The 15,183-nt window shown below is 69.4% G+C and carries 12 protein-coding genes and 2 pseudogenes; 2 read left to right on the top strand and 12 right to left on the bottom strand.

Features of this window, described 5'->3' with window-relative positions:
- Positions 1-51 precede the first annotated feature (51 nt).
- Positions 52-1,497, bottom strand: coding sequence for a pyridoxal phosphate-dependent decarboxylase family protein (locus JIX56_RS05535; protein ID WP_257537638.1), 1,446 nt, complete (start codon positions 1,495-1,497; stop codon positions 52-54).
- Between the two features lie 536 nt (positions 1,498-2,033).
- On the opposite strand from JIX56_RS05535, the gene JIX56_RS05540 reads away from it, so the two are divergent.
- Positions 2,034-2,633, top strand: coding sequence for a TetR/AcrR family transcriptional regulator (locus JIX56_RS05540; RefSeq protein ID WP_257537639.1), 600 nt, complete (start codon positions 2,034-2,036; stop codon positions 2,631-2,633).
- Positions 2,634-2,651: 18 nt separating this feature from the next.
- On the opposite strand, the pseudogene JIX56_RS05545 reads toward JIX56_RS05540, so the two are convergent.
- Positions 2,652-3,055 (bottom strand): annotated as a pseudogene (locus JIX56_RS05545) (glyceraldehyde 3-phosphate dehydrogenase NAD-binding domain-containing protein); the annotation flags it as partial.
- 282 nt (positions 3,056-3,337) lie between these two features.
- Between JIX56_RS05545 and JIX56_RS05550 the strand changes: the two are divergent.
- On the top strand, positions 3,338-3,916 hold the full coding sequence (locus tag JIX56_RS05550; protein ID WP_257537640.1) for a MarR family winged helix-turn-helix transcriptional regulator: 579 nt from the start codon (positions 3,338-3,340) through the stop codon (positions 3,914-3,916).
- 241 nt (positions 3,917-4,157) lie between these two features.
- On the opposite strand, the gene JIX56_RS05555 is transcribed toward JIX56_RS05550, so the two are convergent.
- The 10 genes and pseudogenes from JIX56_RS05555 to JIX56_RS05600 all read right to left on the bottom strand — a co-directional run bounded on the left by JIX56_RS05555 (position 4,158) and on the right by JIX56_RS05600 (position 14,836).
- A complete protein-coding gene (locus JIX56_RS05555; RefSeq protein WP_257537641.1) occupies positions 4,158-4,877 on the bottom strand; it encodes a gamma-glutamyl-gamma-aminobutyrate hydrolase family protein in 720 nt (239 codons plus the stop codon).
- Positions 4,874-6,364, bottom strand: a complete 1,491-nt coding sequence (locus tag JIX56_RS05560) for an aldehyde dehydrogenase (protein WP_257537642.1) — start codon at positions 6,362-6,364, stop codon at positions 4,874-4,876. Before JIX56_RS05560 ends, JIX56_RS05555 begins: the two co-directional genes overlap by 4 nt.
- 536 nt (positions 6,365-6,900) lie before the next feature.
- Entirely contained in the window at positions 6,901-8,358 is a 1,458-nt protein-coding gene (locus JIX56_RS05565) for an APC family permease (RefSeq protein WP_257537643.1), read from the bottom strand.
- Between the two features lie 212 nt (positions 8,359-8,570).
- A pseudogene (locus JIX56_RS05570) lies at positions 8,571-9,205 on the bottom strand (TetR/AcrR family transcriptional regulator).
- Between the two features lie 129 nt (positions 9,206-9,334).
- Entirely contained in the window at positions 9,335-10,180 is an 846-nt protein-coding gene (locus JIX56_RS05575; RefSeq protein ID WP_257537644.1) for a fumarylacetoacetate hydrolase family protein, read from the bottom strand.
- A gap of 11 nt (positions 10,181-10,191) precedes the next feature.
- Entirely contained in the window at positions 10,192-11,118 is a 927-nt protein-coding gene (locus tag JIX56_RS05580) for a 3,4-dihydroxyphenylacetate 2,3-dioxygenase (protein WP_257537645.1), read from the bottom strand.
- Positions 11,111-12,574, bottom strand: coding sequence for an aldehyde dehydrogenase (locus JIX56_RS05585; protein ID WP_257537646.1), 1,464 nt, complete (start codon positions 12,572-12,574; stop codon positions 11,111-11,113). Before JIX56_RS05585 ends, JIX56_RS05580 begins: the two co-directional genes overlap by 8 nt.
- Before the next feature lie 34 nt (positions 12,575-12,608).
- The gene (locus JIX56_RS05590) at positions 12,609-13,415 is read right to left on the bottom strand and encodes an acetoacetate decarboxylase family protein (RefSeq protein ID WP_257537647.1); all 807 of its coding nucleotides are present in this window, start codon (positions 13,413-13,415) and stop codon (positions 12,609-12,611) included.
- Positions 13,416-13,427: 12 nt separating this feature from the next.
- On the bottom strand, positions 13,428-14,627 hold the full coding sequence (locus JIX56_RS05595) for an NAD(P)/FAD-dependent oxidoreductase (protein WP_257550747.1): 1,200 nt from the start codon (positions 14,625-14,627) through the stop codon (positions 13,428-13,430).
- A gap of 20 nt (positions 14,628-14,647) precedes the next feature.
- Complete coding sequence (locus tag JIX56_RS05600) at positions 14,648-14,836, bottom strand: ferredoxin (protein ID WP_037898529.1); 189 nt, start codon at positions 14,834-14,836, stop codon at positions 14,648-14,650.
- Positions 14,837-15,183: the final 347 nt, after the last annotated feature.

The following is a 15,183-nucleotide window of genomic DNA, read 5'->3' on the forward strand; positions in this document are numbered from 1 at the left end:
AGGATGCGGGCTTGCCTTGCCACAACGGGTGGCCCAGACGTAGCTCTCAGGTCACGCACCGCTCTGGCGAGCGGCTTTGCGAAGCGAGTCCCACAGGGTGTCGATGTGGTCGGGCAGCGTCGTCGTCGCGCCGATGGCGACGCGAATCGCGAAGTGACCGTTGACCGATGTGTGCGTGAGGAAGGAATGCCCTTCGGCGTTGACCGCCTCCATTGCCGCCTTGGTGGCGGCGTCGTTGGGGCGGCCGTCCCGGTCGACGAGGTACAGGCATACGAGTGCCAGTGAGGGCGGGGCGGCCAGGGCGAAGCCCGGCTCGCTCTCGATCCTGCCGGCCAGGGAGTCTGCCATGGCGACGTGGCCGCGGATGCTTTCGCGCAGGCCTTCCAGTCCGGCGCCGTGCACCACCGACCAGATCTTCAACGCACGCATACGACGGCCCAGCGGGACCTGCCAGTCGCGGTAGTCGATGACTTCGCCCGATTCCGTCGCGGCGTTACGGAGGTACTCGGGCGTGATGGACAGTGCTGTCGGCAGCGCTCGGGCATCCCTCACCCACATGAACGAGGCGTCGAAGGCGGTGTAGAACCACTTGTGTGCGTCGGTGCAGAACGAGTCGGCGAGGTCCGCGCCGTCCAGGAGCCAGCGGAACTCGGGACACAACGCCGCGACTCCCGCCCACGCGGCGTCGACGTGCACCCACGCCTCGTACTCACGCGCTGCCAGGGCGACGTCTCTGACGGGGTCGATGGCACCCGTGCCGGTTGTTCCCACGGTCGGACAGACCATGACCGGCCTCTTTCCGGCGGCTGCGTCCTTGGCCAGCATGTCTGCCAGGGCATCCGCCGACATGGACAGCGTGCCCTGCGTAAAAGGGACGATCCGCAATGCCCGCGCGCCGAGCCCGGCCACACGCACGGCCTTGGCCAGTGACGAGTGGGTCTCGGCAGTGACGTACACGGTCTCGGTGCCGTCCACGCCGTGGTCGCGCCAGTCCGGGTTGCTGCGCTGCAGCGCGGCCAGCAGCGCAGCCAAGGATGCCGACGAGGCCGAATCCTGAAGGGAACCGCCTCCGCCCTCGGCGAAAGTGAACTCGCGACCAAGGCCCAGCGCGTCCGCCAGGCCGTCGAGCAGGACCTGCTCGATCTCCGTCCCGGCCGGCGATGTTGACCAGAGCATTCCCTGCGCTCCGATCCCGCCCGATGCGATGTCACCGAGGAGCGACAGTAGTGACGCGTTCGCTGGGAAGTAGCCGAAGAATCCTGGGTGCTGCCAGTGGAGCGACGAGGGAACGACCACGTCGTTGAGCAGGGCGACGAGATCATCGCCCAGCGCCTCGGACGGTTGCTCAGGCAGTTCACGAGGAAGCTGAGCCTTCACGGAGCCCGGTGAGACCTTCGGCTGCACGTGCAGGGAGGGGAGCGAGGCTCGGTATTGGGCGACCCAGTCGACCAACTGGTGGCCCTGGCGGCGGAATTCATCTGGCGCGAGATCAGGCACGTTTTGTCCTATGAGGTCGTGATGGTCATGACGAGGGCTGGACGCCTACCTGGGCGCCGGGGGTCAGGTGCCAGGGCGAGCTGACCGGTACCGAATTCGAAGGACCTCGATGCCGCGTACCGGCTGGTGCCGCACCAGAGCCTTCCGTCTACAATTGTAGATTAATAGCTCCAATGTAATCCCTTAACCGGTTGCCGGGAAGGGGGCCGCCCTGCGGATCGCTGTCACGGCCACCGCGGGTGACAGCTGTTCGCCCCGCGCCCCTCCCGCGAGAAGGTGGAGTAAGAGGTTCACCAGGTCACAGGGCTGGACCTGCGGGTCACACGACCCCCAGACTCATCCACCGTGAGGCCCGCGGGTTGCGCAAGCTCGGCCAGCCGACCAAATCCAGCGTCGCTGAGCCGTACGGCCGTCCACCGCTTCATGCGGGACCGACACGGCACCTTGCCCAGCCGTTGAACCCTGCCAGTTTGGCCGCAATGGTGCTGACCACAGCCACCAGCATGCTGGCTTCTACCCGTTGGTAAGGTGTCGACATGCCCAAGATCGTGGACCACGACGCGCGGCGTGAAGAGATCATCGAAGCTGTATGGCGCCTTGTCGCGCGGCGAGGATTCGCGGCGCTAAACATGCGGGATCTCGCCGCCGAAGCGGGATTCACCAACGGTGCTCTCACACGATACTTTCCCACCAAAGCAGCGATTCTGCGGGCCGCGCTGGAGCGCGCCAACGCAGCCACCGAGCAGCGGGCCGCCCGCACCATCGCCGGCGCCAACGGCGTGAACGCCTTCCGCAAGTTCTGCATCGAGATCATGCCCCTGGACGACGAGCGTCTCAATGAGGCCCGCGTCGTCATCGGCTTCTGGAACTACGCGGTAGCCGATGAGGAACTGATCGACGTCTACGACCAGGCAATATCGCGCTGGCGCGATCAGATGCTCTCGTATCTGCGCACTGCGGCTGAAGCGGGAGAGATCAACCCGTCCTGCGATCTCGATGCGTTCTTGGACCTTGTGATGGCCACACTAATGGGACTCCAAATCAACGCGATCTTCGCCGCTCGCCTGACCACACCCACCCGCCAGTTGCGGATACTCGACGGACTCATCGCGGGATTGCAGACCGGCACCCCATGATCTGAGCGTGCCGCGCTTCTCGGCAGCGCCCAAGGGAGCGCTGACCAGGACCTTGCGCGCGCCCGCGTCGAGGTGGGCACGAGCCGCCTTGGTCAAGGTGAAACGGCCGGTCGCCTCCAGCACGATGTCGACGTCGAGCTCGGCCCACGGCATTCGCGCCGGTTCACAGTCGGCCGACACCGTGATCCGACGGCTGTCGACGACGAGCGCGTCCCTGTCGACGGTCACCGGACTCCCGAGCCTACCGATGGTGTTGTCGTAGGCGAGGAGCCGAGCCAGGGTGGCGGGCCCAGTGAGGTCGTTCACGGCTACGAGCTCGAAGGTTCTGTCGCGCTTGAGCAGTGCACTCAGCACGTGCGTCCGATGCCGCCGAATCCGTTGATGGCCGCTCGCACCCGGAACTGACGGCGGTTGTCCAACATCTCCTGGTGACCTCCAGCACTTACTGAAGCCAGACCGCCCAAGATCTCGCGGGACTGCACACCGTCACCGCCCCTTAGCCATCCCGGTCTACCTCCGCTGTGCCCAAGCACTTACGCAACCTCGCCGCCGGCTAGACCACCACCCCAGACGGAGAGCGAAACCGCCCATGGGCACATCGGCGGCTGAAGGCCGATCGCTCCCCCACTCGGCGCTTCGTACAATTTGAGTCCGAACGATAGTGTCGATCCAGTGCGTCGCGGAGACGTCGAAGGGGTGTGCCCGTGCCCGGCCATCGATCCATCACCGAAGCCGAGAAGCTGGCCGATGCGAAGCTCGGCGGCATCCCGATCCGCCACGAGCAGATGGCTGTCGTGGCCAACATCTACCGGGCGGCCTCGGCGGTCCGGCAGCATCTGGAGAACTCCGTACTCCGCGGATCCGACCTGACCTGGACGGCGTTCGTCGTGCTCTGGGTGGTCTGGGTCTGGGGCGAGTCGGAGACCCGGCATGTGGCTGAGGAAGCGGGGATCTCCAAGGGCACGCTCACCGGGGTCACGCGCACGCTGGAGGCACGGGGGCTGGTGCGGCGGAGCGGTCATCCCACCGACGGGAGGCTGGTTCTGCTCAGCCTCACGGACAAGGGCGAGGAATTGATGCGGCGGCTGTTTCCGCAGTTCAACGAGGAGGAGGCATTCGTCGCCGGGCAGCTCGGCGACGAGGAGTGCCGCAGCGTCGCCGACGGACTGCGGCGAATTGTGCTCCAGGTCGAGGAGCACGGCGAGGAGCGTCGGCGCACACTCCTGAACGGTGCCGAGCCCGCCCTACGTCGCAGTGGTCGCCGTCCGAAGCCGAAGGCGTGAAGCGGAGCCCGCACAGCGGGCGACGACTCAGAGGGAGAAAGGGGCTGGCAGATGCCCCAGCGCCGCGTCAGCTGTGCCACAAGGAGCACCCGCCCTCGTTCGCGGCCCGGCGCAGGTGCGGGAAGGTGTGGCCGCCGTCGGGCACTTCGACGATGAGCCCGCGTTCCCGGTGACGCGGTGGCAGCGGCGGCAGGTCCGCTGCGGCGTCCGGCGAGGGCCACGGCGGTGGGTTCTCGTGCTGTCAGTGGCGGTCGCGTGCGGCGCTTACGAGGACGTCGAACAGTCCCTGCTGGGCGGGGTCTTCGTGGGCGGTGTCCTCCGGGTGCCACTGGACGGCGGCGAACCAGCCGGGAACTCCGGGCAGTTCGAGCCCTTCCACTGTGTCGTCGGCGGCCCGGGCGGTGATCGTGAGGCCGGCGCCCGTACGGTCGACCCGCTGGTGGTGGTAGCAGGATGCCTCCACCTTCTCGGTGCCGGTGGCCTGTTCCAACAGCGAACCGCGCCGGATCGACACCGGATGCACTACATGGCGGTGCTCGCGGTCCGGGCCGCCCATGTCCTGGTAGAGGGTGCCGCCGAAGGCGGTGTTGACGACCTGGAGACCACGGCAGATCGCGAGCAGGGGCAGGCCCAAGTTGATGGCCTGGCGGGCGACTTCCAGGTCGAAGCCGTCCTGGAGGTCGTCGACGTCGTACACGCTGTCGTGGGTGTCGGTCGCGCCGTAGCGGTACGGGGCGAGGTCGCCGCCGCCGGGGAGGAGGACGCCGTCGAAGCGGGCGAGGCGGGCGGCCACGCCGGTGGCGGTGGGCTCGGCGGGGTGGATGGTGGCCGGTTCGCCGCCGGCCCGCCAGACTGCCTCGACCAGCGCGCGGGCGTTGACCTCGGCGGCGTAGCGCAGGGCGGAGGTGGAGGCGGCGAAGCGGGCGGGGATCGCGATCAGCGGTCGCGCGGGCGTCGTCACAGCTGGATCCAGGTGGTCTTGAGTTCGGTGTACTTCTCGATGGCGTGGGTGGACTTGTCGCGTCCGTTGCCGGACTGCTTCACACCGCCGAAGGGCACGGTGAGGTCGCCCTCCTCGTAGCAGTTGACCCAGACCGTGCCGGCCTTCAGCGCGCGCGATACCTGGTGGGCGGTGGACAGGTCGGAGGTCCACAGCCCGGCGGCCAGGCCGTACTCGGTGGCGTTGGCGAGCGCGACGGCCTCGTCGACGTCGTCGAAGGTGAGCACGGACAGGACGGGGCCGAAGATTTCCTCACGGGCCAGCCGCATGCCCGGGTCCACGTGGTCGAAGACCGTGGGCTGCAGGTAACTGCCGCCGGTGCCGGCGAGTGTACGGCCGCCCCCGACTCGCAGCCGCGCGCCCTCGTCGAGGCCGGTGCCGATATGGCCCAGTACGCGCTGCAGGTGACGCTCACCGACCAGCGCCCCCATCTCGGTCGCCGGGTCGAGCGGGTCACCGATCCGTAGTTCCCGGGCCCGCGCCACGATGGTGTCGGTGACGCGCTCGGCGATGGAGGAGTGCACGAGCAGCCGCGAAGGGGCCGTGCACATCTCGCCCTGGTTGAAGAAGATGCCCCAGGCGGCGGTGGCGGCGGCCTTCTCCAGGTCGGGTGCGTCCGGGAGGATGATGTTGGGTGACTTGCCGCCCAGCTCCAGCCAGACGCGCTTGAGGTTGGAGTCGGCCGCGTACCGCAGGAAGTGCCGCCCGACGGCGGTGGATCCGGTGAAGGCCAGCACGTCGATGTCCGGGTGGAGGCCGATCGCCCGTCCGGCGGTGGGCCCGTCGCCGGTGACGACGTTGAGTACGCCCGGCGGCAGCCCGGCCTCGGTCGCCAGTCTGCCGAGCAGCAACGCGGACAGCGGCGAGTTCTCCGACGGCTTGAGCACGACGGTACAGCCGGCCGCGAGCGCCGGAGCGACCTTCCAACTCGCCAGCGTGAGGGGGAAGTTCCAGGGGACGACCGCGCCGACGACGCCCGCCGGTTCACGGGTGACCAGGGCAAGTGCGTCGGGCGCGGTGTGCGGCGACTCGTCGGTGAGCTTGTCGGCCAGCTGCCCGTACCAGCGGAAGGTGTTGATCGCGGCGCGCAGTTCGATGTCGTACGCGTCCGTGATCGGCTTGCCCATCTCCAGGCTGATCGTCAGCGCCAGCCGGTGTCGCTGCTCCTCCAGCAGATCGGCGATGCGCAGCAGGATCCGGCCCCGGTCGGCAGGTGCGAGGCGTGGCCACGGCCCCGAGTCGAAGGCCCGGCGCGCGGCGGCCACTGCGGCGTCCACCTCGGCAGTCCCGGCGTCGGCCACGTGCGCCAGCACCTGCCCGTCGCGGGGCGAGACAGCCGCGTAGGACTGCCCCCCGCCGGGTTCGTCGGTGCCGTCGATGTGATGCACGCCGGACAGGTCCAGTGCCTCGGCCCGGCGCAGCCATTCGTTGTGGGTGATGTCCAGCATGCGTGGCCTCCAGCTCTCAGTATTACGTTTGAGCCCAAACGATATGTCATGGGCGATCAAGGGGTTATGGGCATTCGCAGGCGAACTCGTGCCGCTACGGCAAGGCTCACCATCTCGGCGTGCCGATGCTCGGCGTCTTCTTCGGCGCTCGGGGGTCGGCCACCTTCGAGGGACACCGCGCTCGGATATTGCGGGCGTCCCAGGCGGGGCGCCTTCTGGGTGTGCGATTGCGTCCTGAGACCACCAGGCGATGACGCGCGGCTGCCTCGACTTTGGCGGCGCGGACCAGTCTGTACGGGATGGCGTCGACCCGGACGAACTCTTCACGGAGCCGGGCCATGGAGCCGGCCGCCGGTCCCGACGCCCGGAGCTGGTGGACGGCTCCGTGGGCCGGGTGGCGTAAGCGGCCGGCTGACGGCTTCTTCACGCCCCCGGGCTCAGCGAAAATCCTCCGCCGCCCAGGTGAGGTCGGTGCGGCCGGTCCGGGGTCCGAGAGGGAGGGCAAGGGCCGGGCCGGCCACGCCGCGGGGGCGGGTTCAGCCGTCGGCCGTCGTCCTGCCACGGGTCAGCCGTGCGCCGATGACGCCCAGGACCAGGACCGCCGGGACGGTGAGCTCCAGCCACATCGCCGTGCCCTGGTCCCCGCCGATGAGGGTGGTGAAGTTGGCCAGGATCAGCCAGATGGCACCGGCGATGCCGAGCGCACCCAGGACGGGGGCGATCAGCGTGTTCCAGGGGCGAGTGTCCAACCGTTCCCGGCGGAAGAACACGACCACCGAGACGGAGGTCAGGAAATACAGAAGCATGACCGCCAGCACCGCGACCCCGCTGAACCACGAGAAGAGATGCAGCACCGGGTCCTTGCCCAGCAGCGCGAAGGGCATGACCAGCGCGAGCGAGATCACGCTCTGCACGCCGCCGGCCACCCAGGGCGAGTGGCGTCGGTTGACCGCGGTCAGCCCGCGCGGCAGCAGGCCGTCGCGGCCGAGCGAGAACAGGTAGCGGTTCGCGGAGTTGTGGAAGGCGAGGACGCCGGCGAAGAGTGAGGTGGCCAGCAGGATGGGCAGCGCGTCGCCCACCCAGCCGCCGAACTGTGCGGTGATCGGCGCGAAGACCCAGGACGTGGCGTCGCCGCTCTCCAGCGCCTGCCCGGCGGCCGCGGTGGCGTTCGAGGCGCCATGGGCGGAGACCAGCATCCACGAGATGAAGGCGAAGAAGACGGTGACGACCACGACGGACAGGTACGTGGCCCGGGGCACGGTCCTGCGGGGCTCCCTCGCCTCCTCGCCGTAGATCGCGGTCGCCTCGAAGCCGAACATCGACGCCACGGCGAACATCAGCGCCACGCCCGGCGCCCCCTGCAGGGCCGCGTGGGGCGAGAAGCTGTGAGCGAAGCCCAGCCCCTCAGGACCGCCGCCCTTGAAGAAGGTCACCAGGGCGAAGACGAGCAGGATGCTGAACTCGGCCAGGACGAAGACGGCGAGGATCTTGGCGCCCATCTCGATCCCGGCGGCACCGAGGATCTGGACGATCACCATGGTGACCAGGACGCAGACCCACCACGGCGCGCTCAGCCCCGTGTACTGCTCGACCAGGCCGCTGACGATGAAGCCGTACAGGCCGTACATGGCGGCCTGTACCGCGCAGTAGGCGAAGAGAGCGACGCCGGCGCTCCCGGAGCCGATGGGGCGGCCGAGCCCCTTGCCGATGTAGGTGTAGAAGGCGCCGGCGTCCACGACATGGCGCCCCATGGCGACGAAGCCGACGGAGAACAGCAGGATGACGGCGCCGACCGCGGCATACGCGGCGGGCGCACCCGCGCCGTTGCCGATGGCGACGGCGATGGGCACGGCGCCGGCTATGCCGGTCAGCGGTGCCTGCGCGGAGAGGACGAAGAAGAGGATTCCCAGAACACCGAGGGAGTTGGGTTTGAGCCGGCCTGCAGTGGGTGCGTTCTGCACGGTCTGTATTGGTTCGACCGTCTGACTGTCCACGCGGATCACCTGCCTGGAAGGGGGAGAGGTTTCGTTTCGAGCCAAACGAGTTGCCTCATAGTGAGCTGGAACTATCCAGATGACAAGGGGTTGCAGGGTGATTTTTGGGCCACTGCATCGCTTGTTGCGAGGCCGTGACCGAGGTGACAGGCGAGCCGAACGAGGCCCCGGTCGCCAAGCGTCCGGGGCCTCACAACAGGCAGGTCGGCGAGTCAGTCGCCGCTGTCGCCCGCACTCTCGCCGTCTGCGTCGGCGTCGAGCAACCGCAGCAGGGAGCGGAGCTCCTCGATGGCCGCGTCGGTGACCTCGGGTCCGCCGCCCAGGACGAGCTGGTGCAGGACGAGACCGTCCAGGGCGGCGAAGACCAGCCGCGTCATCCCCGGTTCGCGCCCTCGGGGAGTATCCGGGACAGCTCGCGCTCGGTGGCGTCGAAGTACTCGTCGTACAGCCCGCGGATCAGCGGCAGCAGCTCCGGCCTGCGCCGGGATTCGAGCAGCAGCTCGTACTGGAAGACCTGGGTGTCTGGATCGGCCGTGACCATCTCGGACACTCCGGCCGAGAAGTCCGACACCTTGCCGGTCCCCGGCTCGACCGCGCTGACGCTCAGGCTGGTGCGTACGGTGTGGGCGAGCGCCTCCTCGATCAGCGCGTCGCGGGTGCCGAAGTGGTGGACGACCAGACCGTGAGTGCCCCCTGCCTCCTCCGCCACCGCGCGATAGGTGAGTTTGCGCAGACCGCCCCGGGCCACCACCCGCACGGCCGCGTTGAGCAGGGCCTCCCGGCCCTCCCCGTAGTTCAGCCGCTTGCGCGGCCTGCGGCCCTCGGGGGTCTTGGCGGCTTCGGTCATGGGTGCGACCCTACCGGCCCGTACGCGTACGGCGGCCTCGTATCCGCCCGGCCCGCCCGGGACCGGCAGGCGAAGCACGGCACCGGGCGCGTCGCGGCAGGACCGGTGCGGTTCCGTCCGCCGGGGGCATCAGCGCTTGGGGGGCCGGATACCGCGGAACTCCCAGTCGCCGCCGAGCGCGGTGGACAGGACCTCTTCCGATTCGGTGGGCTGGGCTCCGACGTCCGTACGGATCGAGGTGGGGCCGGTGACGATGTGGTTGGTGAGCCGCCCCAGACCCTCGACCTCGACCTCGACGACGTCACCGGGCTGGACGGGCCGGGAGTTGGCCGGGGTGCCGGAGAGCAGTACATCCCCGGGGTGGAGGGTGATGGTGCGGGCGATGTCGGCGACGAGGTAGTGCATGTCCCACTCCATCTCGTCCGTCGAACCGTCCTGCACGAGCTCGCCGTTGACGTACGTGCGCAGGTACTTGCCGTGGAAGTCCCAGTCGGTGACAAGGCCCGGGCCGAGCGGACACAGGGTGTCGGAGCCCTTCACCCGCAGCATCGAGCCGGCGTCGGTGTCGCGGAAGTCGTGCAGGCCGTAGTCGTTGGCGACGGTGTAACCGGCGATGTACTCCCCCGCCTCGGCAGGGGAGATGTTGCGCGCGGTCCGGCCGATGACGATCGCCACCTCGCCCTCGTAGTTGAGCCACTTGCAGCCCTCGGGGCGGACGATGGCGCCCTTGTGGGAGTTGAGGGCCGAGGTCGGCTTGTGGAAGTACGTCGGCGTCGGGGTCAGCTGGATCTGGAACTCGTCCACCCGGCTGCGGTGGTTGAGGTGAACGGCGACGACCTTGGACGGCACGACCGGCGGCAGGTGCTGGGCGTCCTCGATCTTGACCCGGCGGCCGTCCCCGGCGACGAGTTCGTCACCGTCACGGATGGTCTCGACGGCGGCTCCGTCGAGGAGGACACGGCGGTATTCGGGCATGGCGGGCCTTTCTAGGAGCGGCTGTGCGGGGAGGCGGATGCGGGCGTGCCGGTGCCGGTCCAGCCGTCGGCCGGACGGTCGAACCAGAGGTGGACCTGGCCGGTGCCGATGGAGTTCTCGTACTCGCCGTACTGACGTGCCTCGGCGACGCATGCCTGCTCGCCGAGGGCGCCGGCCATCATCAGGTAGTGGTAGAAGCGGGCCTCGGGCTTGTACTTCCAGAACTCGTCCATGGTGTCGAGGACCTTGTCGTGGCGGCCCTCCTTGAACCAGGCGATGCGCTCGTAGTCGGCCTCGCGGGCCTCGGGCGTGAAGATGTGGCCGGGGTCGCTCGACTCGTGGTCGCGAAGCTCGCGCAGCGGCCAGAAGGTGTGCGACAGCGCACCGGAGGCGATCAGCAGCACGCGGCGGCCAGGGGTGGCGGCGATACCGTCCGCGAGGGCGCGGCCGAGCCGCAGGTGGTCCTCCATGTCACCGGTCTGGCAGACGCCGATGGTCACCCATCGCTTGTCGGGCAGCCCCTCGCCGAGGAACGTCCACAGGTTGGTGGTGGCGTAGTAGACCGGCAGGTACTCGTCGTCGATGGCGGTGATCCAGGTGCCGTGCTTGTCGGCGAACCGGGCGATGTTGTGGGCCAGTTCGGGATCGCCCGGGAAGTCGTACGGCATCCGGCACATGCCGCGCGGCAGTTCCTCGGAGGTGAACAGTCCGGCCCTGCGCTGCTGGGCGGTGACGACGAACTCGACGGTGGTGGCCCAGTGCGAGTCGAGGACCACGACTGTGTCGTAGTCGTCACTGTCGAAGACGTCCTCGCGGAGCTGTCGCAAGCCGGTGACGAGAGTGATCTCCTTGCCCTCGTTCAGCTCGAGCCGGTCGGACTCCGGCAGCACGATGGTGGGGACGTGGGCGAGCAGGCCCGCCCCGACGATTTCACCCATGGTCTTGCCATCCGTTCGGCGCGGTGACGGTGTTCTTGAGGTCGCAGTAGAAGTCGAAGCTCCACGTGCCGCCCTCGCGGCCGACGCCCGAGTGGCGGGAGCCGCCGAAGGGCGCCTGGAGGTCGCGTACGAAGAAGCAGTTGACCCAGACCGTGCCCGCGACGAGCCGCGCGGTGACCCGCTCGGCACGCTCGTGGTCGCCGGTGACGAGGGTGGCGGCCAGACCGAAGCGCGTGTCGTTGGCGAGGCACACGGCCTCTTCCTCGTCGCCGAAGGTCTGGAGCGTCAGGACCGGACCGAAGACCTCCTCCTGCACGATCTCCGAGTCCTGGGCGACATCGGTGAGGAGGGTCGGCTCGTAGTACAGCCCGTCCTTGCGCTTGCCGCCGATGACCGCGCGAGCCCCGTCCTCCAGCGCGCGCCGCACGAAGCCGTCGATCTTCTCCAGCTGGCGCGGGTGGATGTTGGGGCCGAGGTCGGTGGCCTCGTCGCGCGGATCGCCCTGCCTGAGCCGGCTCGCCTTCTCCACGAACCGGCGGGTGAACTCGTCCGAGACCGTCTCCTCGACAAGGATGCGGGTCGCGGCCAGGCATACCTGTCCGGCGTTGTCGTACTGCTCCACCGCCAGGTCCACGGCGAGGTCGAGATCCGCGTCGGCGAAGACCAACAGCGGCGACTTGCCGCCGAGTTCGAGGCTGAGGGGGGTGAGGTTGGCGGCGGCCGCCCGGGCGATGCGCCGGGCGGTGGGCACGGAACCGGTGAAGCTGATCCGGCGGACGTCCGGGTGCGAGACAAGAGGGTTGCCGACCTCGGCGCCGTATCCCTGCACGACGTTGAGGACACCGGCCGGCAGCCCGGCCTCGGCCGCGATGTCGGCGAGCAGTGAAGCGGTGAGCGGGGACCACTCGGCTGGCTTGAGGATCACCGTGTTCCCGGCGGCCAGCGCCGGGGCGACCTTCCACGTGGCCAGCATCAGCGGGGCGTTCCACGGCGTGATCAGCACGCACGGGCCCGCCGGGTCCCAGCTCACGTGGTTGGTGTGGCCGCGGGTGTCGAATGCCTCGTGCTCCAGCTTCAGCAGCCAGTCGGCGAAGAAGCGGAAGTTGTGCGCCACGCGCGGCATCACGCCTCGGCGGTGGGAGCGCAGGAGGGCGCCGTTGTCGAGCGTCTCGACACTGGCGAGGTCCTCGATGCGCTTCTCGACTCCGTCGGCGATGGCGTGCAGGATGCGGGCGCGCTCGGCGCGCGACGTGGCGGCCCAGGCGGGAAAGGCGGCGCGAGCGGCGTCGACGGCCGCCGCGGCCTCCGTCGCCGTGCCCCGGGAGATCTCCCCGAGGGTGCTCCCGTCGATCGGCGACACGTCGGTGAACGTCTCGACGGACGCCACGCGTTCACCGCCGATCCAGTGCCGGGTGTCGACGGCGACCCCGGCCACCGTGGTGATGTGTTCGGTCATGTCCGGTCTCCAGGTCTTCTGATGCGTAAGGGGGTTACTCGGCCTCGGAGGTGCCGGACTCCAGCAGTCGGCCGCCGTCCCAGACGACGCCCACCTGCCGGTAGTACGCGGCGATCGGCTCCCGGATCTCCAGCCGGGCCAGCTCTTCGGTCGGCGCCTCGAACAGCTCCAGTTCCGCGTCCCCGACCCACGGCTGTCCGGCCTCGAAGGACGCGGCGCCGGTCTCGATCAACTCGTCGAGCGCGAGGCCCTTGCCGTTCTCGATGGAAGGCAGCCAGCGGTGGTGGGCCATCGGGTGGCCGTTGACGAAGCCGTTGGTCTCGGACGGCTCGCGCAGGGTCACCACCGTCTGGGCCAGGCGTCGGTCGGCGGCGGCGAGGGTCGCGCCGAAGCGGGCCCCGGCCTCGATGCGCGGGGCCGGACCGTAGGGGTGCGGGCGCGTCTGGTGGATCGAACCGAGCTTCTTCGGGTAGCCCTGGTGCAGCCCGCGGGCGATCGCGAAGTCCTTGTCGACCCAGATGTGGACGCAGCGCGAGTACGTCTGCCCCTTGTACGAGCAGCGGACGACCGCGAAGGCCTCCTTGTACTGGGAGCGCACCGGGTCCAGCAGCTCCTCCTTCGTACCGGAACAGGACTGCCAGTCGGCCCAGATCAGCGCGACCGCGCCCGGGTCCTCCTCGGCGAGTTCCAGCGGTTCGGGCAGCAACTCCCGTACGCGTGCGGGATCGGTGCGGTACTCGATCGTGAGCAGGTCGCCGGAGTAGTGCCAGGGGGGCGAGGGGATCAGGGACGACGAACCGGTCGCCGTCTTGGGGTGGAAGTAACCACGGACGCTGGCCATGACGTTGGTTCCTTACGCGGTGAGAGCGGGCTGCTTGAGGAGCTGGGCGCGGTAGCGGGCGGCGCCGGTGGCGGCGGCGTGGCCGCCGAGGGCGACGACTCCGACGAGCTGCCCGCCGTCGGTGTGGTAGCCGACCAGCAGGTCGCCGCCCGGATCGCCGTCCAGGACGCGGATGTCGGCGAGGCCGAGCACGGGGGAACCGAAGGACTGCAGCCGGAAGTCGTGCTGGTCGCTCCAGAAAGTGGGCAGCGGCGCGAACAGCGCCAAGCCGGCTTGCGCACCCGCGAGATGAGCCACCAGTGCCTTGGCCGCATGCTTCGCCGTGTCGCTGGGGATCGACCAGTGCTCGACCCGGCGCGGTACGCCGTCGTAGCGGGCGTTGGGGAAGCGGGCGACGTCGCCGACCGCGACGACGTGCGGCAGTCCGCCGACCCGGAGCTGCTCGTCCGTGAGCACGCCGTCGGTCAGGTCGAGACCGTTGCCGTCGAGCCACTCGGTGTTGGCGACGGAGCCGACCGACTCCACGACCACATCGGCCGGGAGCACCGTCCCGTCGCTCAGTACGACCCCGGTGACGTGCTCCTCGCCCTCGAACCCGGAGACGCCCGCACCGAGGGCGAAGCGCACGCCGCGTTCCTCGTGCCGCCGCAGCAGCGCGCGGGCCGGCAGCTCGCCGAGCGGTCCGACCATGGGCAGCGGCAGCGGGTCGACCACGGTGACGTCCGTGACGCCGAGAGCGACCGCTGTGGCGGCCACCTCGCAGCCGATGAACCCGGCACCGATGACGACGATCTGGGCGCCCGGCCGGACCAGCTCGGCCCGCAGGGCCTGAGCGTCACCGAGAGTCCGTACGGTGTGACGGCCGAACGCGGGACCCTCGCAGCGCAGGCGCCGGGGACGCATACCCGTGGCGACGACCAGGCCGTCGAAGGGCAGCTCCTCGCCGCTGTCGAGCACGACGACCCGCTCGGCGAGGCGGGCGCTCGTGACGCTCGTACCGAGCCGCCACTCCACGTCGGCCGCGCTCGCCTTGGGAGTGAAGGCCAGGGACTCGAAGGGCGCCTTCCCTGCCAGCACTTCCTTGGAAAGAGGCGGCCGGTTGTACGGCATGTGGGGCTCGTCACCGATCACGGTGATCGCGCCGGTCCACCCGGCGCCGCGGAGTTGTTCGGCCGCGCGCAGGCCGCCCATGGAGGCCCCGGCGACGATGATGCGCTGCGTCGTCACGCCGCTCAGTCCTCGATCCGGATGGCCTGCAGCGGACAGACGTCGGCGGCTTCCTCGACCTCGTCGCGCAGGGTGTCGTCCGGGTCGCTGACGTAGGCCAGCCGTCCGTTGTCGTCCAGCTGGAAGACGTCGGGGGCCGCGAAGACACACTGTCCGTGGTCCTTGCACTTGTTCATGTCGACGACGACCTTCATGGCCGGTCCTCCTGGAAGGTGGGTGCGCCGGAGCGGGAGGGAGAGAGAGGGAGAGAGAGGGGCAGGGGGCGGGATGGAAGGGCCCGGCCTGTGGCCGGGCCCTTGGCCAAAGGGGTACGGGAGAGCCGAACCCCTGACTCGTTTGGCTTCAAACAACATAGGAAGCCGCCACGCCCTGGTCAATACCTATCCGGATGGATAAATTCTTTGGTGCACCCCCTTGCGGGAAGGCGGACCGCCTCCATACCGTTTGGCTTCAAATGATTGACCGGGGCTTCACGACCGCGCCATCGCCCGGCGCCCCGGGTCCAGTCTTCGCTCCGCCACCCTCCCCCCGGGCCCGAGGC

It is taken from the genome of Streptomyces sp. CA-210063 (assembly GCF_024612015.1).
Taxonomy (GTDB): Bacteria; Actinomycetota; Actinomycetes; order Streptomycetales; family Streptomycetaceae; genus Streptomyces.

Coding starts and splice junctions, on each gene's coding strand:
- JIX56_RS05540 (WP_257537639.1), top strand. CDS start 2,034: ATGCCCAAGATCGTGGACCACGACGCGCGGCGTGAAGAGATCATCGAA.
- JIX56_RS05560 (WP_257537642.1), bottom strand. CDS start 6,364: ATGCTGGACATCACCCACAACGAATGGCTGCGCCGGGCCGAGGCACTG.
- JIX56_RS05575 (WP_257537644.1), bottom strand. CDS start 10,180: ATGCCCGAATACCGCCGTGTCCTCCTCGACGGAGCCGCCGTCGAGACC.
- JIX56_RS05580 (WP_257537645.1), bottom strand. CDS start 11,118: ATGGGTGAAATCGTCGGGGCGGGCCTGCTCGCCCACGTCCCCACCATC.
- JIX56_RS05585 (WP_257537646.1), bottom strand. CDS start 12,574: ATGACCGAACACATCACCACGGTGGCCGGGGTCGCCGTCGACACCCGG.
- JIX56_RS05590 (WP_257537647.1), bottom strand. CDS start 13,415: ATGGCCAGCGTCCGTGGTTACTTCCACCCCAAGACGGCGACCGGTTCG.
- JIX56_RS05600 (WP_037898529.1), bottom strand. CDS start 14,836: ATGAAGGTCGTCGTCGACATGAACAAGTGCAAGGACCACGGACAGTGT.